Here is a 23,564-nt window from a genome sequence, read left to right as displayed (position 1 = left end):
GCGCGCCGACACTCCATGAGACATCAGGACGCCAAGATGGCAGCGGTGCGAACGAGCCATACCCACCCCCTGGAGATCGCCGAGGTCCGCGCCAGCCCGTCGCACGGACGGATCGGGATCACCTTCTGCCCCGGCAAGCACGACCATTTCGCCCACACCGGAGCCTGGGAACGCGACCTCGGAACCGATCTGGACGCCATCGCCGCGTGGGGTGCCAAACTGGTGCTCACCCTGGTGGAACCCGTCGAGCTCACCGCCCTCAAAGTGCCGCAGCTGGGACAGGAAGTTCAGAACCGCGGCATCGCCTGGCGCCACCTGCCCATCCCCGACTACTCCGCGCCGAGCGACGAGTTCGAGGCGCAGTGGGTCACCCGCGGCCAGGAAATCCGCGACATGCTGCGCAACGGGGAGGACGTGGTCGTCCACTGCAAAGGCGGGCTGGGCCGTGCGGGCATGATCGCGGCGCGACTGCTGGCGGAGCTCGGCATGGAACCCAACGAGGCGATCCGCGCCGTGCGCCGGGCACGCAAGGGCGCCATCGAGACCCCTTCCCAGTTGGCGCTGGTGCGCCGAACCACGCCTGCCCCCTGACGCGGAGCACAGTGATGGGCGTCGGCACGCCGATGATCGATACCGCCACCATGACGCGGGTGGGTGGACAGCTCGGCACCAACCCCGCCGGCATCTTCGAGGACGACAGCGGACGGCGCTACTACGTCAAGACGCTGGAGTCGGTCGCCCACGCCCGCAACGAGGCCATCGCGGCCAAGCTCTACCAACTGGCGGGAGCGCCCACCCTGCCCTATGTCGCGACAACGGCGCCGGAGCAGATCGCGACCGAATGGATCGACCTCGACAAGCGCTGCGTCGCGCGCCTCAGCGAAGAGGAGCGCCGACAGGCCCAACGGTGGTTCGGCGTACACGCCTGGACCGCCAACTGGGACGCCGCCGGCTTCGACGGCGACAACCAGGGGGTCGCCCACGGAAGGGTGATGACCCTCGATGTGGGCGGGGCGCTGGCGTTTCGCGCCCACGGGGACCCCAAAGGCAAGGCGTTCGGCAGCCACGTGGACGAACTCGACAAACTGCGCGGCGACGACGCAAATCCCCACGCCCTCCGGCTCTTCGCCGACATGAGTTCCGCGGAGATCGAGCAGGCCATCCTGGTGGTGGTACGGATTCCCGACCAGCGGATTCGCCAGGCGATCATCGATTGCGGAGGCAGTCACAAACTGGCGGAGAAGATGATCGCCCGCAAAGCGGATATGGCTGGGCGGTTGATGGAACGCGGATTTGCCGTGATACCGCGGAAGCGAAGCGCTCCCACATAACAAAAAAAACGTATCGACTACTGCGACACGACCCCGTTTTTACATCCTCATAACCAACCCGGCGATGCTCCCCGTAAAGGTTTCGCTGAGTGGTGTCACATTACCCATGTGTTAGGGTGATTCCCATGTTGTCCAGCGGGCGGAGCGATGGTTTCATGCGAGGCGCATAACAACCAACAATCCCCACAACACGGATGCAGCCCCATGAATATCGACTTCGACAATTTCAACGCCGAGACCTTCCTGCAGGAGGTCATCCACATGGCCACCAAGCAGATCCCCGGCGGTGGCGACAAGGTGGTCAACTACGTCATCGACAGCATCTTTTTCCCCAAGAGCGACGTCGACAAGACCGAGGCGCTGTGGAAGAAACTGGAGAAGAAGGTCGCCGCCATGGTCTCCACCCAGGTGGAGGACGAGGTGCAACGGGTTGTGGGGGAGATGGCCGCCGGCAACCTGCTCAACCGGCTGCGCAACTTCGGCAACCTGTTTCGCCAGCTGGCCTACATCAGCAACCTGCCGGAGCGGAAGCTGCACCTGCTGCTGCTGACCAATGAGGCCAACAGCTTGGTGGCGGACATCAACACCATCCCGGGTCTCTACCTGCTGCCGGCCGCCAAGCTGCTGCAGGTGATCTCCGCCGCCCACATCGCCGCCATCATGCAGTTGAAGGACCTCGAACCGGACGCCTACAAGCACCAGTCGTCACTCAACAACATGGCGATCCTCTACTCCGACACCGCCGGCGGCATGTTCCAGCGCTCGATGGCCTTCCGCCGTTCGATGATCGCCGAGGGCAAGGGCGTGCTCCACGAGCGCGACGTCGGCGTCGACACCCGGGTGCTGGAGATCGAGAAGAAAGAGGTGGTGTTCACCGCCTACGACAAGTACGCCGGCAACCACTACCACGCCGGCGAGGGATCGGTGGCGGTCATGACGCGCACGCCGCCCATCCCCAAGGGCGGTGGATTGATCGAATACGGCGCGGCGAAAGAGGAGGCCTACCGGCTGCTCCGCGAGTACGACCAGAAAGTCCAGCAGGAGTGGACCGAGACCTGGAACCGGGCACTGCTCAAGGTGACCCAATCGTTCATGCAGCTGGTCGACTGGCCGGGGGTGGAGCGCGAGAAGAAGGGCGAACTGCCGCGCCTGCCCGACCAGCGGGTGTTCCCGGTCGTCCCCAGCCGTAGCGCGCACCACAGCGCCGAGGCGCTGGAGCGCATCGACCTGTTCCTGGAACAGCAGATGGACCAGTTCACGGTGAGCGGCCCGCGCTACGCCCAGACCTACCGGCCACCCGCCGCCGGTTTCGGCGGCGACCACCACCTGGTCTACTACCGCGCCGACACCTACGACACCGCCATGGCCTGCATCTACTTCCTGGTGCGCGGCGACGTCGCGCGGGCCCGCGACCTCGGCGATGGCATCGTCCAGGCGCTCAACCACGACCCCAAGGGGGGCGGCCGGATCGTCGCCACCACCATGGCCAACCGGCTGCTCGACCCCGCGCAAAACTTCGCCACCTCGATCTACGTCCCCGACGGCGGGCGGCGCGACGTCGGCAACCTGTCGTGGGCGGGCATCGCGCTGACCCGCCTCTACCACCGGACCCGCACCCACCGCTACCTCAACGCCGCCGAGACCATCGGCCAGTGGATCCTCGACCACTGCACCAAGGAGGACCCCTGGCGCGGCTTCACCGGCGGCGAGGACCACTGGGGCGGGAAGTACCACTGGCGTTCGGTGGAGCACAACGTCGACTGCGTTGCGTTCTTCGACAACCTCCACCAGCTCACCGGTAAGGCGGTGTGGGAGACCGCCCGCGAGAGCGCCCGCACCCTGGTCAAGGCGTGCCTGGTGGACGAGCGCTACTACATCACCGGTACCGGCGAGCAGCAGGACCTCAACGCCGGCGTGGCACCCACCGACTGCCAGAGCTGGGTGAGCCTGGCGCGGATCGACCCGGCCACCGAGGCGCGCAGCCTGCACTACATGATCGACGCGATGCAGGCGGAGAGCGGCGGATTCGTCGGCACCAAGTTCGCCCGCGACGGGGCGGAGATCCAGAACGAGGCGACCGCCGGCGCGGCGATGGCGCTATGGTTCGCCCGTGGAGTCGACGCCGCATTCGAGACCACCGCCCAAGCGTACATCGACAGCCTGACCCGGCAGATCACCGAGGCGCCCAACAGCATCGGCTACGGCGTGGTCGCCACCCCGGCCGAGGCGGCGGACACCGGTCCTGGCCTGGGGTGGAAATACTTCAACTATCTGCACGTCGCCTCGTCGGCATGGACCGGACTGGCGATCCTAGGGCAGGAGAATCATGCGGCCAATCCTTATGCGTCGTTGGAAAGCGTATGAGCGGGCCACGCAGGAAACGATGACCGTACGCGCAGATAGGTCGATCCAACCTATCCGGCACACTGCTTCTTGAACGCCGCATAGGCTTTTAGGGAAGCGCTGATCCGATCGATTCAGACAATTCTGTGTCGAATAGAATCAATAGGTCTATGAGTGCATCCCAGATGACGCATATTGAGCCAGCGCTTCCCGAAACAGAAAATCACCCCTCTCCAAGCGTGTTTTTTTCTTGGCAAAAGGAAAGACCTGACCCTCCTCCCATGGCCCTCCTCCCATCAGCCGGCACAACATCCTGGATCGAATAGTCTGGAAGCCAGCATTACGCAACAGGGAAAACCCGACCTCATAGTTCAGCAGGGAAGCGCTGATCAACAGATTTTGGAGTATATTCCAAATGACGTCTATCGAATCAGCGCTTCTCTGACCAAGGACTTCCTACTATCTAAACACGCATTTTTCATTAAGACCAAGCAATAGGCCCGACTCCGACCCCTGCTTCGGACCCCAGCATCTATCGGTCATGAGCAACCGGGGTAAGTGGTATTCGAGTTGCCTTGGCAACCAAGAATGCATTTATCGTGTTCTTTGTTGCACTCATCAAAACAAGCATCGCCTTCGTCCCCCTCCGCCACGCAAGGAATGCTGCAATCATGCAATTCGCTGTTGCAAGTCTTATAACACTCTTGCACTTCGTACCCTGGCTGACAGAGATCCCCTCGATTCGTGAAGTTCCAATACCCCAACTTCCCATCTTTTTCACACGAATCTGGAGTTCGGCCATCGAATCCGGGAGTGGTTTTACAATCATGCTGCCGGTTGGCGCTTGTCGAGCCCGAAAGTCGAGCGGATGCAGTCCCTGCCCCCCCGGCACCGGTGCACTCGCACGTAATCTGATATGGCGTATCCCAATGCACATCATCAGCGAACCCGTTAGGCACGAAAGCAACCGCAAGCAAAAACATAACAATCCTTAGGTTCATTTCTTTCTCCTTGAGAATATATTATCAAATCATTCAACCCCATTACGCGCACCGGATTATCGTTAAACAACACCGGAATCGTCAATATTTTTTAGAAAACTGAAAGGTAGACAATGAATGAAACCTTAACAGCCAGCCATTCGCAACACGGATTGTATTATCCATCAACACACATAATAGAAAAAGCGGCCAGTTACGAGGTTGCTGGGATATACTGACATTTATTCGAGCGACATTATGCGAGACACTTCGTGCTATCTATCTGCAACGCCAGAGAATGAATAGTTGACTCGTGCGATAATTGGAGAAGAAATTTTCCTACGACCGTGGGATGCGGAAAAGCGTTGCGCGCCCATCTAACAGCGCCGCCACGAAAAAGTTTTCTACTGTCGTCGGATGGGCACGCAGCTATCGCTCCTTTGCCCATCCCACGAGCTATGGAGGTTGGTAAGTAAAGCGGGCTATGAGGAGCCCTATCGCGGGATCGAGAAGACGGTTTCCTTCACGGAGAGGAGGTTGGCACCCAAGGGGCGCCCTTCCGCAGATCTGATGACACCTTCCGCGTGGCTCGCCGCGAGCCAGCGGAGGAACGCTACTTTTTCCGCTTCTTGACGCTTTTCTTGCCGCCCTCCTCTTCTTCCTTCTCCAACTCCTCGAAAAAGTGCGGATCCATGATCTCAATGAACCGCTTCGCCTGGGGGGAAAGGAACTTCCCCTTGCGGATGACGATGCCGTAACTGCGTGCCGGGAAGTAGTCGTCGAGCGGGATCGCCTTCAGCTGCTCCTCGCCGGTGAGGCAGACGTCGGTGACGATCGAGATGCCGAGGCCCAGCTCCACATACTTCTTGATCACCTCCCAGCCCCCCGCCTCCAGGGCCACCCGATAGCCGAGGCCGTGCTGGCGGAACACCAGGTCGACGATGCGCCAGGTCGATAGATGGTGCGGCGGCAGGATCAGGCCGTGGGGGCTGACGTCCTCCAGGCTCACCGCGCGCTTCTTCGCCAGCGGGTGGTCGAGCGGGACGATCAGCTTCGGGCCGTAGGTGAAGATCGGCCGGTAGATGACGTCATCGGGGACGTCGATCATCGAGCCCACCGCGAAGTCCGCGTCGTCGGCGCGCAGCATCGACATGCCGTCGCGGCCGGTAACGTTATGGAGTTTCAAGCGGATGTGCGGGTAGGTATCGGCGTAGCGCTTCATGAACTCCGGCAGGATGTAGAGGATCGTCGACTCCCCCGCGGCGACGTTGATCTCCCCCGACTCCAGCCGTCCGCACTGGGCGGCGAAGGTCTCGTGCAGCTTGTCCATCCCCTCCACCAGCGGATCGGAGAGCTGGTAGAGCACCTCCCCCTCCGGGGTCAGCTTGATCTGCGGCCCGCGCCGCTCGAACAGCGTGATCCCCATCTCCCGCTCCAGTGCCTGGATCTGCAAAGAGACCGACGGCTGGCTGAGAAACAGGCTCTCGGCGGCGAGCGTGATGCTCCCCGCCCGCGCCGCATGGCAGAAGGCACGCAGCTGCTTCAGCCGGTTCTTCTTGTAATAGAGTTGGGTCGTCTCATTCATCCCCCGGTCTCTCCTGACTGGCAATCATTGGCCCTAGCAATAAACAGCATTGAAAATTGAAAAAATCAATACAACCGATTGGCTATGATAATTTTCAATTCTTCCGATTGAAATAATTTACTGGATCAATCCTGTAACATTTTCGACACTCCACCAACCCTTACGAACAGCAGGGCTATCCGACTCTTTTTGTCGGAAATCCTTGAACCCATTGTAGACAGTATCGGGATTGGCCAACGTGGATTCGTTACAGACCCTCTCCATCGCAGGCGCCTTCATGGCGGGGCTCGGTGTGCTCCTGGCCCTGCTGCTGGTGGTGGCCAACCGCCTCCTCTACGTCTACGAGGATCCGCGCATCGACGAGGTGGAGGAGCGCCTGCCCCACGCCAACTGCGGTGCCTGCGGCGTCGCCGGCTGCCGTCCCTTCGCCGAGGCGCTGGTCCAGGGCCAGGCGGCCCCCTCCCAGTGTACCGTCAACTCCGATGAGATGACGCTGGCCATCGCCACCTTCCTCGGCGTCGATCCCGGCCGTCAGGAGAAGCGCGTGGCGCGCCTCGCCTGCGCCGGCGGCAGCCACGTCGCCGCCACCCGTGCCCGTTACCAGGGACTGAAGTCGTGCCGCGCCGCGGCGCTGGTCTCCGGCGGCGACAAGGGGTGCGTGTGGGGCTGCCTGGGGCTGGCCGACTGCGAGGTCTCCTGCGACTTCAAGGCGATCCGCATGGATCGCTTCAGCCTGCCGCAGGTGGACGCGGCGCGCTGCACCGCCTGCGGCGACTGCGTCGACGCCTGCCCGCGGGACCTCTTTTCTTTGCAGCCGGTCTCCCACCGCCTGTGGGTGGCCTGCCGCAACCACGACGACCAGGACGAGGTGACCTCCCACTGCGACGTGGCCTGCACCGCCTGCGGGCGCTGCGTGGCCGACTCCCCGGCCGGCTTGATCACTCTGCGCGACGACCTGGCGGAGATCGACTACGAGCAAAACGGGCTCGCCTCGCCGGTGGCGATCGAGCGCTGCCCGACCGGGGCGATCGTCTGGTTCGACCAGGACGGCCGGCCGCTGAAGGGGGCCGACGCCAAGAAGGTGCTGCGCAAGGAACCGTTACGCCGCCTCGAACCCCTGCCGAGGGCGGTGTAGGTCGCCCCTACCGGGGCGACGCAAACGGAGGCACCAACCAAAAATCACGCGCCGAACCTCACCGAACGGTTCGTCGCATTCGGAAAGGACGCAGCAGCCGACATCCCGCTGCCCCCGTTCCCGTCGCCGCGGTAGCGACGACCTACGAAATCGGACCGCGGTTCGCCGCGAGTGAACGGAACCCATTGATCCATTGCGGCGCCTCGAAGCCGACGCACGAGAACTGACGGAGAGACGAGCCAATGACCACCACCCCCAAATACCCGGGCAACCGCGCCGCGATGGATGGCAACACCGCCGTGATCATGTGCGAGCGGGAGTCCACCGACGCCGCCGGTGCCTATCCGATCACCCCCTCGACCCAGATGGGCGAGTACTGGTCGGTGGAGTCGGCCAACGGCCACCTCAACATCTCCGACCGGCCGCTGATCTTCGTCGAGCCCGAGTCCGAGCACGCCGCCGCCGCGGTCACCGCCGGCCTCTCGATGACCGGCCTGCGCGCCACCAACTTCACCTCCGCCCAGGGCATGGCGTTCATGCACGAGTCGCTCTACACCGCGGCCGGCAAGCGCCTCACCTATGTCCTCAACCTCGGCTGCCGCGCCATCACCAAGGCCTCCCTCAACGTCCACTGCGCCCACGACGACTACCACTGCGCCGACGACACCGGTCTCTTCCAGGTGATGGCGAAGAGCGCCCAGGAGGCGGCGGACCTCAACCTCATCAGCCACCGCATCGCCGAGCTGGCGCTGACCCCCGGCATCTGCGCCCAGGACGGCTTCCTCACCACCCACCTGATCGAGTCCCTGCAGGTGCCCGAGCGCGAGCTGGTGGCCGAATACCTGGGCCGCCCCGACGACATCATCGACTGCCCCACCCCGGCGCAGAAGATGCTCTTCGGCCCCACCCGCCGGCGCATCCCGGAGATCTGGGACGTCGACAACCCGGTCACCTCCGGCTCGGTGCAGAACCAGGACGCCTACATGCAGGCGGTGGCCGCCCAGCGCCCCTACTTCTACGCCCACGTGCCGGAGCTGGCCGACCGGGCGATGGCCGAATTCACCGCGCTCACCGGCCGTGAATACAAGCGGGTCGGCACCTACAAGACCGAGGACGCCGATTACGTGATCGTCGGCCAGGGCTCCATGGTGGTGCAGGCCGAGGCGGTGGCCGACTACCTGCGCGAGAGCCGCGGGATCAAGGTGGGCGTGGTCAACGCAACCCTGTTCCGTCCCTTCCCCGGCGACTTGATGGGCCATGCGCTGAAGGGCAAGAAGGGCGTCGCCGTGCTCGAACGCACCGACCAGCCGATGGCCGAGGACCTGCCGTTGATGCGCGAGATCCGCGCCGCGGTCGGCAAGTGCCTGGAGAACGGCATTATCGAAAAAGGTGAAGAACTCCCCTACCCCGGCTACGCCGCCTACGGCATCGGCGAGTCCCCCCGCCTCTACTCCGGCTGCTACGGCCTCGGCTCCCGCGACCTCCAGCCCGAGGGGATCGTCGCCGCGGTGGAGAACATGCTGCCCGGGGGCAAGCGGCGCAAGTTCTTCTACCTCTCGGTGGAGTTCGTCCGCGAGGCCGCCGCCTCCCCAAAGCAAGAACTGCATATGCAGGAGCTGCTGGAGGCCTACCCGACCATCGGTGAACTGGCCCTGCGCGGCAGCGAGAACCCCAACCTGATGCCCGAGGGGGCGATCACCGTGCGCATGCACTCGGTGGGCGGCTGGGGCGCGGTGACCACCGGCAAGAACCTGGCGATGACCCTGTTCGAACTGCTCGACTACGACATCAAGGCCAACCCCAAGTACGGCTCGGAGAAGAAGGGCCAGCCCACCACCTACTACCTGTCGGCCGCGCCCACCCCGATCCGCGTCAACTGCGAGTTCAACTTCGTCGACGTGGTGCTCTCCCCCGACCCCAACGTCTTCGAACACTCCAACGCCGTCGGCGGCCTGCGCAAGGGCGGCGTGCTGATCATCCAGAGCAACCTGGAGACCCCCGAGGCGGTGTGGCGGAGCCTGCCGCTGACCACCCGGCGCTACATCGCGGAGAACGAGATTCGCCTCTTCTACCTCGACGCCTTCAGGATCGCCCGCGACGAGGCCTCCAATCCGGAACTGCAGTTCCGCATGCAGGGCATCGCCTTCCAGGGCGCCTTCTTCCGCGCCTCGCCGGTGATGGAGAACGCCGGGCTCAACGAGACCACCCTGTTCCAGGCGATCGAGCACCAGCTCGAATCGAAGTTCGGCGCCAAGGGTCGCCGGGTGGTGGAGGACAACCTGCGGGTGGTGCGCCGCGGCTTCGACGAGCTGTTCGAAGTCACCGACAAGCGCATCGAGGCGGAAACCGCCGCCGGCTACCGCCAGCTGCGCCGCGAGATCAAGCTGCCGAAGATGGTCCGCCACCTGCCGGCCAACGAGCACAAGATCGCCGACATCCACCGCTTCTGGGAGCAGACCGGCAACTTCTACCTCTCCGGCCAGGGCTCCGACAATCTGGTCGACCCCTTCATGGGCGTCAGCCTGATCCCCGCCTCCACCGGGCTCTTCCGCGACATGACCCAGATCCGCTTCGACTACCCGGAGTGGAACGCCGAGAACTGCACCGCCTGCGGCGACTGCTACACGGTCTGCCCGGACAGCGCCATCCCCGGCCTGGTCAGCTCCATCGGCGAGGTGCTCAACACCGCCGTCGAGCGCATCGAGACCAGCGGCCACCCCACCGTCCACCTGCGCCGCGCGGTGCGCGACGTGGAGAAGCGCCTCGCCGCGCTGGTCGAGAGCGACGGTGAAGCGAGCGAGGTCTCCACCCGCCTGCGCGAGGCGTGCGATCAGCACCTCGCCGAGAGCGACCTCGAAACCGACGCCAAGGCAACCCTCGGCGAAGAGCTGGCGCTACTCCTCGACTGGATCGGCGACTACCGCTTCGCCATCACCAAGCCCTACTACACCACCCGCGAGAAGAAGCAGAAGGGTTCCGGCGGCCTCTTCTCGCTGACTATCAACCCCTACACCTGCAAGGGCTGCATGGAGTGCGTCGAGGTGTGCGGCGACGACGCCCTGACCCCGCGCCCGCAGACCCCGGAGGCGATCCAGCGGCTGCGCGACGACTGGTCGCGCTACCTGGAGCTGCCCAACACGCGCAAGGACTTCATCCGCATCGAGGACCTCGACGAGAAGATCGGCGCGCTGGAGACCCTGCTCCTCGACAAGGCCACCTACGGCTCCATGGTGTGCGGCGACGGCGCCTGCATCGGCTGCGGCGAGAAGACCGTGGTCCACCTCTTCACCGCCACCGTCACCGCGCTGATGCAGCCGCGGGTGAAGGCCCTGCTGGAGAAGCTCGACACCCTGATCCACGGCCTCGAACGCCACGTGCGGATCAAGCTCGCCGAGCACATGAACCTCGGCTCGCTGGCCGCGGTGACCGAGGCGATCAACGAGCACCAGGAGAAGAACCTCTCGCTCGCCGCCCTGGCCGCCAAGCTCGGCGCCTCCGACGACGAGCCGATCGACCCCGAGTGGCTGCAGTGGGTGACCCAGCTGATCGAGAAGCTCAAGCACCTCAAGTGGCAGTACACCCACGGCAACACCGGCCAGGGCCGCGCCAACCTCGGCATGGTCAACGCCACCGGCTGCACCTCGGTGTGGGGCTCCACCTTCCCCTACGCCCCCTACCCCTTCCCGTGGACCAGCAACCTGTTCCAGGACTCCCCGTCGATGGCGATGGGCCTCTTCGAAGGGCACATGGCGAAGATGGCCGAGGGCTTCAAGGCGATCCGCATGGCCGAGCTGGAGCTGGCCGGCCAGTACAACCGCGACAAGCACGACAAGTTCTTCAAGTACTTCGACTGGAAGCAGTTCTCCGACGAGGAGTTCCGCCTCAGCCCGCCGGTGGTCTCGGTGGGCGGCGATGGCGCGATGTACGACATCGGCTTCCAGAACCTCTCACGCATGATGATATCCGGCATGCCGATCAAGGTGCTGGTGCTCGACACCCAGGTCTACTCCAACACCGGCGGCCAGGCCTGCACCTCCGGCTTCGTCGCGCAGATCGCCGACATGTCCCCCTACGGCAAGCGCCAGAAGGGCAAGGAGGAGATCCGCAAGGAGATGAGCCTGATCGCCGTCGGCCACCGCTCCACCTACACCCTGCAGGGCTCCATCTCCAACATCACCCACCTGCTGGAGGGCTACATCGAGGGCCTCAACAGCCGCCGCCCGGCGCTGTTCAACGTCTACGCGGTGTGCCAGCCGGAGCACGGCGTGGCGGATGATGCCTCCCGCGCCCAGTCCAAGCTGGCGGTGGAGTCGCGCGCCTACCCGCTGTTCAAGTTCGACCCCGACGCCGGCGAGACCCTCGACGAGTGCTCCACCCTGGAGGGCAACCCCTTCGTCGAGCGCGACTGGCCGAGCTACACCCTGCGTTATGAAGAGGACGGCGCCGAAAAGAGCATGGAGCTGCCGCTCACCTTCGCCGACTTCGCGGTGACCGAGGGGCGCTTCCGCAAGCACTTCAAGAAGGCGCCGCCGGAGACCTGGGGCGATGAGATGGTGGCGCTGACCGACTTCCTGGAGATGGACGAGAGCGAGCGCGAGGGGCTCTACCCCTACATCTGGACGGTGGATGGCAAGAACCGCCTGAACCGGGTGCTGGTCTCCGCCGAGATCGTCGAGTCGACCCTGGAGCGGCGTCGCTTCTGGCGCCAGCTCAAGTCGCTCACCGGCGACACCCAGCGCATCGGCGCCGAGCAGGCGGCCGAGGCGGCACGGGTCGACATGGCCCGCCGTCTCACCGAGAGCCTGCTCTCGCTGGCCACCGGCAGCGGCGGCGGCAACCTCACCGCGATGCTCTCCGACGGCGCCGCCGCACCCAAGCCGGGCAACGGCGCCAACGGTAACGGCGGCGGCTTCGAGCCGGTATGGGTCGAGACCCCCGAGTGCACCACCTGCGACGAGTGCATCAACATCGCGCCGAAGGTGTTCCAGTACAACGACCAGAAGAAGGCGGTGGTGGTCGATCCGGCGGGCGCACCGTTCAAGGAGATCGTGCGCGCCGCGGAGAAGTGCACCGCCTCGTGCATCCACCCCGGCACCCCGGCGAATCCCGCCGAGGCCGGGATCGACAAGCTGATGAAGCGCGCTGAAAAGTATCAATAGGCGCTCTGGAAAGAAACGCGGAGAACGCAAAGACGCAGAGACGCGGAGAAGAGTTTGATCGAAGGCAAAACGAACCACTAATAAGGTTCAATCCGGTCGTCATCACGACGACATCCTCCCCATAGGCTCCAGGGAGGGAGCCCTTTTTTTGAGGAATGAAGGACCCGACGAATTTGAAGGTATCGCGAGACGCCGGCACCCCGTCACCTGTAGGAGCGGCCCCCAGGCCGCGATCGGTGCGGACCACCACCCTCGACGACACCAACGGCGGTTCGCAGAAAGGGCGTCATCGCGGCCTAAGGGCCGCTCCCACAAGAGACGCCCTCGCAAAACCGTAGGGTGGATAAGCGCAGCGCATCCACCAAAACGAAGGCACTGCCGTAACGCACCGCAACGGCCTTCGCAGAACTGAACGACACAATACAACGACGAGACCAGGACCAGCGCAGTGACCAACCAAGCCCTATTCCCCTCCGCGTCTCTGCGCCTCCGCGTCCTCCGCGTTGATCACCCCGAAGCGGAAACGAACTGACATGGGCATCCTCGACCTGTTCAAACGCAAGAGCTTCCCCCACGGCATCCACCCGCCGGAGTACAAGGAGCAGACCCGCGATCAGCCGCTGAAACGGCTGCCCTTCGCGCCGCGCTTCGTCGTACCGCTCTCCCAGCACTTCGGCGCCCCGGCCAAGGCGATCGTCCGCCCCGGCCAGGAGGTCGCCCGCGGCGAACCGATCGCCGAGGCCGACGGCCACATGTCAGTACCGATGCACGCCCCGGTCACCGGCGAGGTGGAGGCGGTGGCCTTGATGCCCACCGCCCGCGGCCCCAAGAGCGAGGCGATCATCCTGCGCCCCTTCGGCGGCTCCAGCCAGGAGGTGCTCTACGGCGGCGCGCTCGATCTCGAGCGCCTCGACGAGGAGACGATCATCCGCGAGGTGCAGGCCTGCGGCATGGTCGGCCTCGGCGGCGCCGGCTTCCCCACCCACGTCAAGCTGTCGGTCCCGGAAGGCCACAAGGTCGACACCCTGCTGGTCAACGGCTGCGAGTGCGAGCCCTACCTCACCGCCGACCACCGGCTGATGGTCGAACGCCCCGAGGAGCTGATGACCGGCATCCGCGTCGCCATGCGCGCAGCCAGAGTGGAACGCGCGATCATCGGCGTCGAGGACAACAAGCCCGAGGCCGCCGAGGCGATGCGCAAGGTGCTGCCCGAGGACGGCTCGATCAGCGTCGAGGTGGTGGAGACCAAATACCCCCAGGGCTCGGAGAAGATGCTGATCAAGGCGGTGCTCGGCCGCGAGGTCCCCTCCGGCGGCTTCCCCTATCAGGTCGGCGTGGTGGTCAACAATGTCTCCACCCTGGCCGAGATCGGCCGCCTGCTGCCGCGCCGCGAGGGGTTGATCGAGCGCATCGTCACCGTCGCCGGCCCCGGTATCGAGCACCCCGGCAACTACCTCGTGCCGATCGGCACCCCGCTGCGTTTCCTGCTGGAACGGGTCGGCTGCGCCTCGGCGGCCAACCAGGTGATCCTCGGCGGCCCGATGATGGGCGCCACCGTCGCCTCCCTCGACGTGCCGGTGACCAAGGCGGTCTCCGGGGTGGTGATCCTCCCCGAGCGGCGCAGCGAGGAGCGCCAGAGCGCCGAGATGAAGGTGCAGCCGTGCATCAAATGCGGCCGCTGCCTCGACGCCTGCCCGCTGCACCTCAACCCGTCGATGCTCGGCCGCCTCGCCGCCAAGCGTCACTACGGCGAGATGGCGGAGAAGTACCACCTCAACGACTGTTTCGAGTGCGGCAGCTGCTCCTACGTCTGCCCCTCCAACATTCCGTTGGTGCAGTACTTCCGCATCGCCAAGTCGATCAACCGGGAACGCACGGCGGCATGAACTTGCGGGAGCGGCGGAAAGGGCGCCATCGCGGCCTAGGGGCCGCTCCTACAGCGCGACACCCCCTGTAGGAGCGGCCCCCAGGCCGCGATGAAGAAGGCACCGACCGACCCGCCACCGAAGCGACCAACGAAGCCCGCGGGGCGAACGACCACAGAGACCAGGCAACACCCCATGCCCGAACAGAACATCCGAGTCGAACTGCGCACCTCGCCGCACATCAAGAGCGCGGCGAGCGTCCCGCAGATCATGCGCAACGTGGTCTACGCGCTGCTGCCGCTCGCCGCCTTCTCGGTCTGGCAGTTCGGCCTCAGCGCGCTCGCCCTGATCGTCACCGTGGTGCTCGCCTGCATCGGCACCGAACGACTCTCCAACCACCTCGCCGGACGCGAGTCGACCCTCGGCGACTGGAGCGCCACCATCACCGGCCTGCTGCTGGCGCTGACCCTCCCCCCCGGCTTCCCGCTGTGGATGGCGGCGGTCGCCGGCTTCGTCGCCATCGCGCTGGGCAAGGCGCTGTTCGGCGGCCTCGGCTTCAACGTCTTCAACCCGGCACTGGTCGGCCGCGCCTTCGTCCAGGCCGCCTTCCCGGTGGCGATCACCACCTGGACCCCGGCCGGCGCCCACGGCCGCTTCCTCGAATTCATCCCCTCCACCCTCGCCTTCCCCTTCACCGTGCCGCCGTCGGTAAAGGAGTGGTCGGCGCAGGTGGCGGTGGACGCCTTCAGCGGCGCCACGCCCCTTGGTGCGTGGAAATACGGCGGCGTCGAGACCGCGCACCTCGACCTCTTCACCGGTATGACCGCCGGCTCCACCGGCGAGACCTCGGCGCTGCTGGTGCTGCTCTGCGGCGGCTACCTGATCGCCCGGCGGATGATGGACTGGCGCATCCCGGCGGCGATGATCGGCAGCGCCTTCCTGCTCTCGGCGATCTTCTATCTGGTGGACGCCAGCCGCTTCCCCGACCCCTTCTTCATGATCTTCTCCGGCGGCCTGATGCTCGGCGCACTGTTCATGGCCAGCGACATGGTCGCCTCGCCGGTGACCCCCGCCGGGGTGTGGATCTACGGCGGACTGATGGGCGTGCTGACGGTGGTGATCCGCCTCTTCGGCGCGCTGCCCGAGGGGGTGATGTACGCGATCCTGCTGGGCAACGCCGCGTCGCCTTTGATCGAACAGTTCACCCAGCCGCGCATCTACGGCGCGCGCAAGGGCAAGGAGGGCGCGCAATGAACGCCGCGACCGAAAGCAAGCCGATGCCCGCGCCGCCGAAGACCGCGAGTGCCGCGATGATCCTCACCCTCGGCCTGGTCTCGCTGATCTCCGGCCTGCTGGTGGTCTATGTCTTCGAGACCACCAAGCCGATGATCGAGGCCAACAAACAGGAGCTGATCGAACGCGCCCTGTTCCAGGTGGTGCCGAAGGGTGCGGTGCAGCGCCGCGACTACGTGGCCACCGACGCCGGCATCGTTCCCGCCGCCGAGGCGGACGGCAAGAAAGGCGTGCCCTTCTACGCCGCCTACGACGCGCAAGGAAAGCTGGTCGGCGTCGCCGTCGAGAGCGCGGCCCAGGGCTACGCCGACCTGGTGCGGGTGCTCTTCGGCATCGATCCGCACTGCCAATGCATCACCGGCAACTACATCCTGAAGAGCGCCGAAACCCCCGGGCTGGGCGACAAGATCTTCACCGACAAGGGCTTCCTCGCCAACTTCAAGGCGCTCGACGTCACCGTCGCCGGAGACACCCTCGCCCACCCGGTGGTCGCGGTGAAGCACGGCAGCAAGAAGAACCCGTGGGAGATCGACGCCATCTCCGGCGCCACCGTCTCCTCCACCGCGGTGGCCAAGGCGCTCGACCGCGGCGCCCAGCACCTGATGCCGAAGCTGATGCCGCACCTGAAGGAGATCGAGCGGATCGAAGTGAAGAAAGAAGAGGGGTCCGCAAATGAACGCAAATAAACGCAAATGGGAAAAGGCACCCGCCCGCGTAGGTCGCGGCTACCGCCGCGACGAAACGAAGGCACCGCGGCATGAGCTCCACGCCCCCCTCCGAACCATCCATACCGTTCGGACGGTTTCGGCGCGTAATTGGACCCCGGTGCCCCCGCTCGCGTCGGCGCGGTAGCGCCGACCTACGAAGATGAACAGCCACATGAAATCGAACCGACCTATCTCCTTCTTGATTTGCGTCCATTCGCGTCCATTCGCGTTCATTTGCGGACAAGAATTCTTAAAGGTAACCAGCCATGGCTGATCAAAACCCCGGCGAGCCGATCACCCTCGACACCTTCTTGAGAGGTGTCTGGGAAGAGAACCCGGTGTTCGTCATGCTCCTCGGCATGTGCCCGGTGCTGGCGGTGACCAACTCGGCGACCAACGCGCTCGCGATGGGGCTGGCGACCACCTTCGTGCTGATGGCCTCCGGCTTCATGGTCTCGGTACTGCGCCGGCTGATCCCCAAGCAGGTGCGCATCGCCACCTACATCGTGATCATCGCCACCTTCGTCACCATCGTCGACTACCTGATCCAGGCGATCAGCCTCGACCTCTACAACCAGCTCGGCGCCTTCATCCAGCTGATCGTGGTCAACTGCATGATCCTCGGCCGCGCCGAGTCCTACGCCTCCAAGCACCCGCCGGTGAAGACCGTGGTCAACTCCGCCGGCATGGGCCTCGGCTTCACCATTGGCCTGCTGGCGCTTGGCGTGGTGCGCGAGATCCTCGGCGCCGGCACCCTGCTCGGCTTCCCGCTGTTCGGCGAGAGCTTCCAGCCGTGGGTGGTGATGATCCTCCCCCCCGGCGGCTTCTTCGTCCTCGGCAGTTGGCTGCTCTTCTTCAACTGGCTGAAGAACCGCAAGGAGCAGCGCCAACTCGACGCCGCGGTGGCGGCCAAGGCCTAAGAGAAGAGTTTTCCGCAAATGAACGCAAACAAGCGCGAATGCGAAGAGGTCGAATCCAGGATGTCGGCAGGTGCTGTCGTAGGTCGCGGCTACCGCCGCGACGGAACGGAGGCACCGCGGCGTGAACCACATGATTCGCTCCGAGTGCCTCGTACCGCTCGGAGGGTTTCGGCGCGTAATTCAACCGATATGCCTCCGTTTGCGTCGGCGCGGTAGCGCCGACCTACGACAAGGAGCACGAGTGAGCAGCAATGAAAGTGAGCAGATCCATTTCTCTATTTGCGTCCATTCGGTTGCGTTTGCGGACAACTCCTATTCTTCGAGGTGACCGGTAATGGCACACGATTCCGTCAGCTTCATCTTTCTCAACGCGCTGCTGATCAACAACTTCGTGTTGGCGCTGTTCCTCGGCATCTGCCCGTTCCTCGGCGTCTCCGGCAAGCTCAACACCGCCTGGTCGATGGGGCTGGCCACCGGCTTCGTGATGCTGATGAGTTCCACGGTCGCCTACTTCATCAACGAGGCACTGGTCGCCCTCGATCTCGAATTCCTGCGGCTGATCTGCTACATCGCGGTGATCGCCTCGGCGGTGCAGTTGGTGGAGATGGCGATGAAGAAGTTCAGCCCGTCGCTGTTCCGCGCACTGGGCATCTTCCTGCCGCTGATCACCACCAACTGCGCGATCCTCGGCCTCGCCCTGTTCCAGACCTTCAAGGGCTACGACTTCACCCAATCGCTCGCCTACAGCGCCGGCTCCGCCGGCGGCTTCATCCTGGCGATCATGCTGATGGCCGGCCTGCGCGAAAAGCTGGAGCTGGCCGAGGTACCCAGCGTCAGCCAGGGCGCCGCGCTGTCGCTGATGCTCGGCGGCCTGCTGTCGCTCTCCTTCATGGGCTTCGCCGGCCTCGGCGGCGCGGTGGGTTGAAAAAGAGGGATCCGCAAATGAACGCGAACCCACCGCCCTCCCCCAACCTTCTGGTTACGACGCTCCGCGTCGTAACCCCCACCTTGGACGCTCTGCGTCCTGAATGTGGCACCTCGCCCGATAGCGGGAAGCAGAACCAGGTACGACGCAGAGCATCGAAGCAGACGTTCCCACGCGGAGCGTCGAAGCAGACGTTCCCACGCGGAGCGTGGGAACGAGAACGGGTAAGGCGTCCCGCCCAAACAACCCCGGGAGGAGAGTCATGAACCACTACATCGCGGCCATCGGGGCCACCCTGCTGATCACCCTCGGCTGGGTCACCGTGCAGCAGCTCACACGGCTGTTCACCCGACGCCACCCCGAACTGGGCCCTTCCACCCAGGAAGGTGGCGGCTGCGGCGGCAGTTGTCTGTGCGGCGGCGGAAGCTGCCGGAAGTCGTAGGCACTCCGCAAATAAACACCAATGAACGCAAACAGAAACCCTTCCTCTTCATTTGCGTTCATTCGCGTTCATTTGCGGAAAAAAATTGATCACCAAAGAGAGAAAGGGTACTACCGTGGAATACATCATCTGGTTTGAATCCCTCGGCATGGGGGACGTGGATCGCGTGGGCGGCAAGAACGCCTCCCTCGGCGAGATGATCGGGGGGCTGGCCGGAGCCGGTGTACGCGTGCCGGGCGGCTTCGCCACCACGGCCGACGCCTTCCGCGAATTCCTGCGTCACGACCGGCTCAACGACCGGATCTACGCGCGGCTGAAGAACCTCGACATCGACGACGTCGCCGAGCTGGCCCGCGCCGGCAACGACATCCGCACCTGGATCGAGGAGACCCCGCTGCCCCAGCCGCTGCTCAACGCGGTCACCGGCGCCTTCGAGAAGATGGAGAAGCAAACGGGCGATGCGGAACTCGCCGTCGCCGTGCGCTCCTCGGCCACCGCCGAGGACCTGCCCGACGCCTCCTTCGCCGGCCAGCAGGAGACCTTCCTCAACGTGCGCGGCCTCGACAACGTGATCGCCGCGATCAAGAAGGTGTTCGCCTCCCTCTACAACGACCGCGCCATCGCCTACCGCGTACACAAGGGCTTCGAACACGCCGAGGTCTCCCTCTCCGCCGGCATCCAGCGCATGGTCCGCTCCGACATCGGCGCGGCCGGCGTGATGTTCACCCTCGACACCGAGTCGGGCTTCCGCGACGTGGTCTTCATCACCGCCTCCTACGGCCTCGGCGAGACCGTGGTGCAGGGCGCGGTCAACCCCGACGAGTTCTACGTCCACAAACCGACCCTGGCCGCCGACCGCCCCGCGGTGCTCTCGCGCAAGCTCGGCAGCAAGGCGATCAAGATGGTCTACGCGAGCGACGACACGCCCGGCCACACCGTCGACACCGTCGACGTCGAACGTGCCGAGCGCAAGCGCTTCTGCCTCAGCGACGAACAGCTCCACGACCTCGCCCGCCAGGCGGTGATCATCGAGAACCACTACCAGCGGCCGATGGACATCGAGTGGGCCCTCGACGGCGGCGACGGCCAGCTCTACATCGTGCAGGCCCGCCCGGAGACGGTGAAGAGCCGCGGCAACGCCCAGGTGCTGGAGCGCTACCGCCTCAAGGGGATCGGCGAGGCGCTGGTCAACGGCCGCGCCATCGGCTCGAAGATCGGCGCCGGCCCGGTGCGCCTGATCGAGGACATCGCCGAGATGGATCGCGTCCAGCCCGGCGACGTGCTGGTCACCGACATGACCGACCCCGACTGGGAGCCGGTGATGAAGCGCGCCTCGGCGATCGTCACCAACCGCGGCGGACGCACCTGCCACGCGGCGATCATCGCCCGCGAACTGGGCATCCCGGCGGTGGTCGGCTGCGGCGATGCCACCGCGCGGCTGAAGGACGGCGTCGAGGTGACCGTCTCCTGCGCCGAGGGCGACACCGGCATGGTCTACAAGGGACTGCTCGACTTCGAGGTGAACCGCACCGACACCGGCGAGATGCCCAAGCTGCCGATGAAGGTGATGATGAACGTCGGCAACCCCGGCCGCGCCTTCGACTTCGCCAACCTGCCCAACGCCGGCGTCGGCCTGGCGCGCCTGGAGTTCATCATCAACACCATGATCGGCGTCCACCCCAAGGCGCTGCTCGAATACGACAAGCAGCCGGAGAACATCCGCGCCGCCATCGACGAGCGCGCCGCCGGCTACGCCAGCCCCACCGAGTTCTACGTCGGCAAACTGAGCGAGGGGATCGCCACCCTGGCCGCCGCCTTCGCGCCGAGCCCGGTGATCGTGCGCATGTCGGACTTCAAGTCCAACGAGTACGCCAACCTGCTCGCCGGCGACCGCTACGAGCCGGGCGAAGAGAACCCGATGATCGGCTTCCGCGGCGCGGCGCGCTACGTCTCCGAGGACTTCCGCCCCTGCTTCGAGATGGAGTGCGCGGCACTCAAGCGGGTGCGCGACGAGATGGGCCTGACCAACGTGCAGATCATGATCCCCTTCGTGCGCACCGTGGATCAGGCCGCACGGGTGATCGAACTGCTCGGCGAGCAGGGGCTGAAGCGCGGCGAGAACGGGCTGAAGGTGATCATGATGTGCGAGCTGCCCTCCAACGCGGTGCTCGCCGAAGAGTTCCTGGAGCACTTCGACGGCTTCTCCATCGGCTCCAACGACATGACCCAACTGACCCTCGGGCTCGACCGCGACTCCGGGCTGATCGCCCACTACTTCGACGAGCGGGATCCCGCGGTGAAGAAGATGCTGGCGATGGCGATCGAGGCGTGCCGCAAGCACGGCAAGTACGTCGGCATCTGCGGCCAGGGTCCCTCCGACTATCCCGAGTTGGCGAAGTGGCTGATGGAACAGGGGATCGAGAGCGTCTCGCTCAACCCCGACACCGTCGTCTCCACCTGGCTCGAACTGGCCGCCACCGCGGCGAAGAAGAACCACGCCGAAGTGGCCTGACCGACTGACCGACCGACTCTGCGCTTTCGTCTCGCCTTGAGACGAACCTTACCCATCGGGCGCACGGATGCGCCCACTTTTTTTCTGACGAAAAAAAAGAATTTGGATACTGGAACAGGTAAGGCGATGGATGCAGCGTAGGTCGTCGCTACCGCGGCGACGCAAACGGAGGCACCCATGCGAAACCCCGCTCCACCGCGTCCGAGCGCGAAACCACGAAACGCGTATTGAATCGATTCCGGAGATCACGCCAATGAAACGTCCCGTCTTCTTCGTCTCCGACCACACCGGCATCACCGCCGAGACCCTCGGCCGCAGCCTGCTCACCCAGTACGACGGCATCGACTTCGAATTCACCTCCTGGCCCTTCCTCGACACCGTCGAGAAGGCCGGCGCCGCGGTCGGCAAGATCAACCAGTCCGGCAAGGAGCGCGGCACCCGCCCGCTGATCTTCAGCACCCTGGTCAACCCCGAGGTGCGCAAGGTGATCGAGAAGAGCGACGGCCTGCTGATCGACTTCTTCGACGCCTTCGCCGCCCCCCTGGAGAAGGAGCTGGGCATGCCCGCCTCCCACGTCGCCGGCGTCTCCCACTCGGCGCGCAACTACAACGTCTACAACGCCCGCATCGACGCGCTGAACTTCTCGCTGGTCAACGACGACGGCGCCATGAACAGCAACTACGACGCCGCCGACATCATCCTGCTCGGCGTCTCACGCACCGGCAAGACCCCCACCGCCCTCTACCTCTCGCTCCAGTTCGGCGTGCTCTCCGCCAACTACCCGCTGACCCAGGACGACCTGGAGGCCAACCACCTGCCGAAGAAACTGAAACCCTACCGCAGCCGCCTCTTCGGCCTGATCATCGACCCCGAACGCCTGCAGGAGATCCGCGAACGCCGCCTCCCCGGCTCCAAATACGCCGAACTTCGCCAATGCCGCTATGAGATCGAACTGGTCGAGTCCTTCTACCGCATGGAGGCGATCCCCTACCTCAACACCACCAACATGTCGATCGAGGAGATCGCCACCACCCTGATGCAAAAAGCCGGCTTGGAGCGCCGGCTTTTTGGGTAATAAATCACAAGCTAAAAATTCATCAATTTAATTTCAACACAGACTGATGAAAATCAATCTTATTTTGCTCATCCTGCAAACGACTCATTATTCTTCTATAATTCTCCTCTTCCCCTCTATAATCATCATTGTTAACCCAATCAATGGACACAATATTTTTCAATGTGCCACCAATTTGAGACAGCGCGTTATCATCTTTCAGGCATGACAAGTACCCTCTCCCATATTGGTCAGCCACTTCGTAAGTCTTTGCTTGAAGCGCTCCCATTTTTGAACCAATAAGAGTCAGCCTTTCATTTTCCCTTTCCAGCACCGATATTCTTCCTTCTTTTTCTTCCAGCTTTTCTTGAATGGAAATCAATTTAGCCTCGATAGATGACTTATCGCCACTCAGCACAATAATTTTTTCCGTAAGCGATTCACTTTTTTTCCTCTCGTCCTCAAGCAAACCACTCATTCTTTGAGTCACCTCTCTTTCAATTCGTCGCAACTCCTGAAAATTCACTTCACTATATCTAGATATATCTTTAAATATCGGACCGACCACCCTATTAATTTCGTTATACAATTCATCTTTGGATACGAGATACTCACCAGCCCCCTCACTCACCAAATTACTTGCCCCACCATTCGCCATATCCTTCTCCACACCCCCATTATCCGTAGCATCCCGAATCTTCTTCTGCAACCGCTCCTCGCCCTCTCTTACAACTTCCCGAAGATCTTGATAAGCATCTTTAGTATTCTGATTTACGTGAATAAGCCACCCAATCAATCCCAGCAGGCCAACAAATAATAACACCACTGACGTCGCGATTACTTGCGCCCATACATTATGAAAAAAACCCGCACCATTCCCACCGTTATTACTCATCATTTAGGCATTCCATTTCTCAAATTATTAAGCAACTAAAAAACCTTATATATATAATGGTATTTCAACCCCCACAACAAACCATTCCTCCTCTAAACTCAGTTACAAATCATAGGCATACAGCTCTTTAAATTTTATTCACCTCATTCCGACACAGGCGATCATTTGAAAACACCGCAGCCTGGGAAGCCCCATTTTATACCACAGATTTCCAATCTGACAACATACTCGCACGAGAGGGTGTTTACAAAAAGCACAACCTATTGATACAAATTGACTTTCATAGCCACACTCGAAGCTCGGTCTTTTCGATTTGTTTAACCTAATCATTAGGCTATGCCACTTTGGCGCTATATTTTGCAAACACCCTCTGAGAATATTTCAAGAAAGTCGTCTTTTTGACCCTAACCTCCTGACG

General features: G+C 63.5%; 15 protein-coding genes. 13 read left to right on the top strand and 2 right to left on the bottom strand.

The annotated features are described in order from the left end of the window. The first annotated feature begins 36 nt into the window (after positions 1–36). From ACYQ2W_RS10330 to ACYQ2W_RS10320, 3 genes are all read left to right on the top strand, one after another. Entirely contained in the window at positions 37–591 is a 555-nt protein-coding gene (locus ACYQ2W_RS10330; RefSeq protein ID WP_459866022.1) for a cyclin-dependent kinase inhibitor 3 family protein, read from the top strand. 14 nt (positions 592–605) lie between these two features. Next, the gene (locus tag ACYQ2W_RS10325; RefSeq protein WP_459866019.1) at positions 606–1,331 is read left to right on the top strand and encodes a hypothetical protein; all 726 of its coding nucleotides are present in this window, start codon (positions 606–608) and stop codon (positions 1,329–1,331) included. A 204-nt stretch (positions 1,332–1,535) separates the two neighbouring features. Continuing rightward, positions 1,536–3,695, top strand: coding sequence for a glycoside hydrolase family protein (locus tag ACYQ2W_RS10320; RefSeq protein WP_459866016.1), 2,160 nt, complete (start codon positions 1,536–1,538; stop codon positions 3,693–3,695). Between the two features lie 1,572 nt (positions 3,696–5,267). Here ACYQ2W_RS10320 and ACYQ2W_RS10315 read toward each other — a convergent pair. Continuing rightward, positions 5,268–6,239, bottom strand: coding sequence for a LysR family transcriptional regulator (locus tag ACYQ2W_RS10315; RefSeq protein ID WP_459866013.1), 972 nt, complete (start codon positions 6,237–6,239; stop codon positions 5,268–5,270). A 277-nt stretch (positions 6,240–6,516) separates the two neighbouring features. Between ACYQ2W_RS10315 and ACYQ2W_RS10310 the strand changes: the two genes are divergently transcribed. The 10 genes from ACYQ2W_RS10310 to ppsR all read left to right on the top strand — a co-directional run bounded on the left by ACYQ2W_RS10310 (position 6,517) and on the right by ppsR (position 22,272). Then, complete coding sequence (locus tag ACYQ2W_RS10310) at positions 6,517–7,374, top strand: (Fe-S)-binding protein (RefSeq protein WP_459866086.1); 858 nt, start codon at positions 6,517–6,519, stop codon at positions 7,372–7,374. 242 nt (positions 7,375–7,616) lie between these two features. Further along, on the top strand, positions 7,617–12,533 hold the full coding sequence (locus ACYQ2W_RS10305; RefSeq protein ID WP_459866010.1) for a 2-oxoacid:acceptor oxidoreductase family protein: 4,917 nt from the start codon (positions 7,617–7,619) through the stop codon (positions 12,531–12,533). Between the two features lie 533 nt (positions 12,534–13,066). Further along, the gene (gene rsxC / locus ACYQ2W_RS10300) at positions 13,067–14,419 is read left to right on the top strand and encodes an electron transport complex subunit RsxC (RefSeq protein ID WP_459866007.1); all 1,353 of its coding nucleotides are present in this window, start codon (positions 13,067–13,069) and stop codon (positions 14,417–14,419) included. A 174-nt stretch (positions 14,420–14,593) separates the two neighbouring features. Then, positions 14,594–15,652 carry an RnfABCDGE type electron transport complex subunit D gene (locus ACYQ2W_RS10295; protein ID WP_459866004.1) on the top strand — a complete coding sequence of 353 codons (1,059 nt, stop codon included), beginning with the start codon at positions 14,594–14,596 and terminating at the stop codon, positions 15,650–15,652. Continuing rightward, positions 15,649–16,377 carry an RnfABCDGE type electron transport complex subunit G gene (locus tag ACYQ2W_RS10290; protein ID WP_459866001.1) on the top strand — a complete coding sequence of 243 codons (729 nt, stop codon included), beginning with the start codon at positions 15,649–15,651 and terminating at the stop codon, positions 16,375–16,377. Before ACYQ2W_RS10295 ends, ACYQ2W_RS10290 begins: the two co-directional genes overlap by 4 nt. A 287-nt stretch (positions 16,378–16,664) precedes the next feature. Continuing rightward, the gene (gene rsxE, locus ACYQ2W_RS10285; protein WP_459865998.1) at positions 16,665–17,318 is read left to right on the top strand and encodes an electron transport complex subunit RsxE; all 654 of its coding nucleotides are present in this window, start codon (positions 16,665–16,667) and stop codon (positions 17,316–17,318) included. Positions 17,319–17,652: 334 nt separating this feature from the next. Next, positions 17,653–18,243, top strand: a complete 591-nt coding sequence (locus tag ACYQ2W_RS10280; protein ID WP_459865995.1) for an electron transport complex protein RnfA — start codon at positions 17,653–17,655, stop codon at positions 18,241–18,243. Positions 18,244–18,505: 262 nt separating this feature from the next. After that, a complete protein-coding gene (locus tag ACYQ2W_RS10275) occupies positions 18,506–18,685 on the top strand; it encodes a chemotaxis protein (protein WP_459865992.1) in 180 nt (59 codons plus the stop codon). A 115-nt stretch (positions 18,686–18,800) separates the two neighbouring features. Further along, positions 18,801–21,197 (top strand): phosphoenolpyruvate synthase, encoded by a 2,397-nt coding sequence (ppsA, locus tag ACYQ2W_RS10270; protein ID WP_459865989.1) that lies wholly within the window; start codon positions 18,801–18,803, stop codon positions 21,195–21,197. Between the two features lie 253 nt (positions 21,198–21,450). Beyond that, positions 21,451–22,272, top strand: coding sequence for a posphoenolpyruvate synthetase regulatory kinase/phosphorylase PpsR (gene ppsR, locus ACYQ2W_RS10265; RefSeq protein WP_459865986.1), 822 nt, complete (start codon positions 21,451–21,453; stop codon positions 22,270–22,272). Between the two features lie 22 nt (positions 22,273–22,294). Here ppsR and ACYQ2W_RS10260 read toward each other — a convergent pair whose 3' ends face one another. Next, positions 22,295–23,149 (bottom strand): hypothetical protein, encoded by an 855-nt coding sequence (locus ACYQ2W_RS10260; RefSeq protein WP_459865983.1) that lies wholly within the window; start codon positions 23,147–23,149, stop codon positions 22,295–22,297. Between the last annotated feature and the right edge of the window lie 415 nt (positions 23,150–23,564).

It is taken from the genome of Endothiovibrio diazotrophicus (assembly GCF_054657215.1).
The sequence above is the reverse complement of the archived record's forward strand: the minus strand, read 5'-3'. Positions and strand labels throughout refer to the sequence as shown.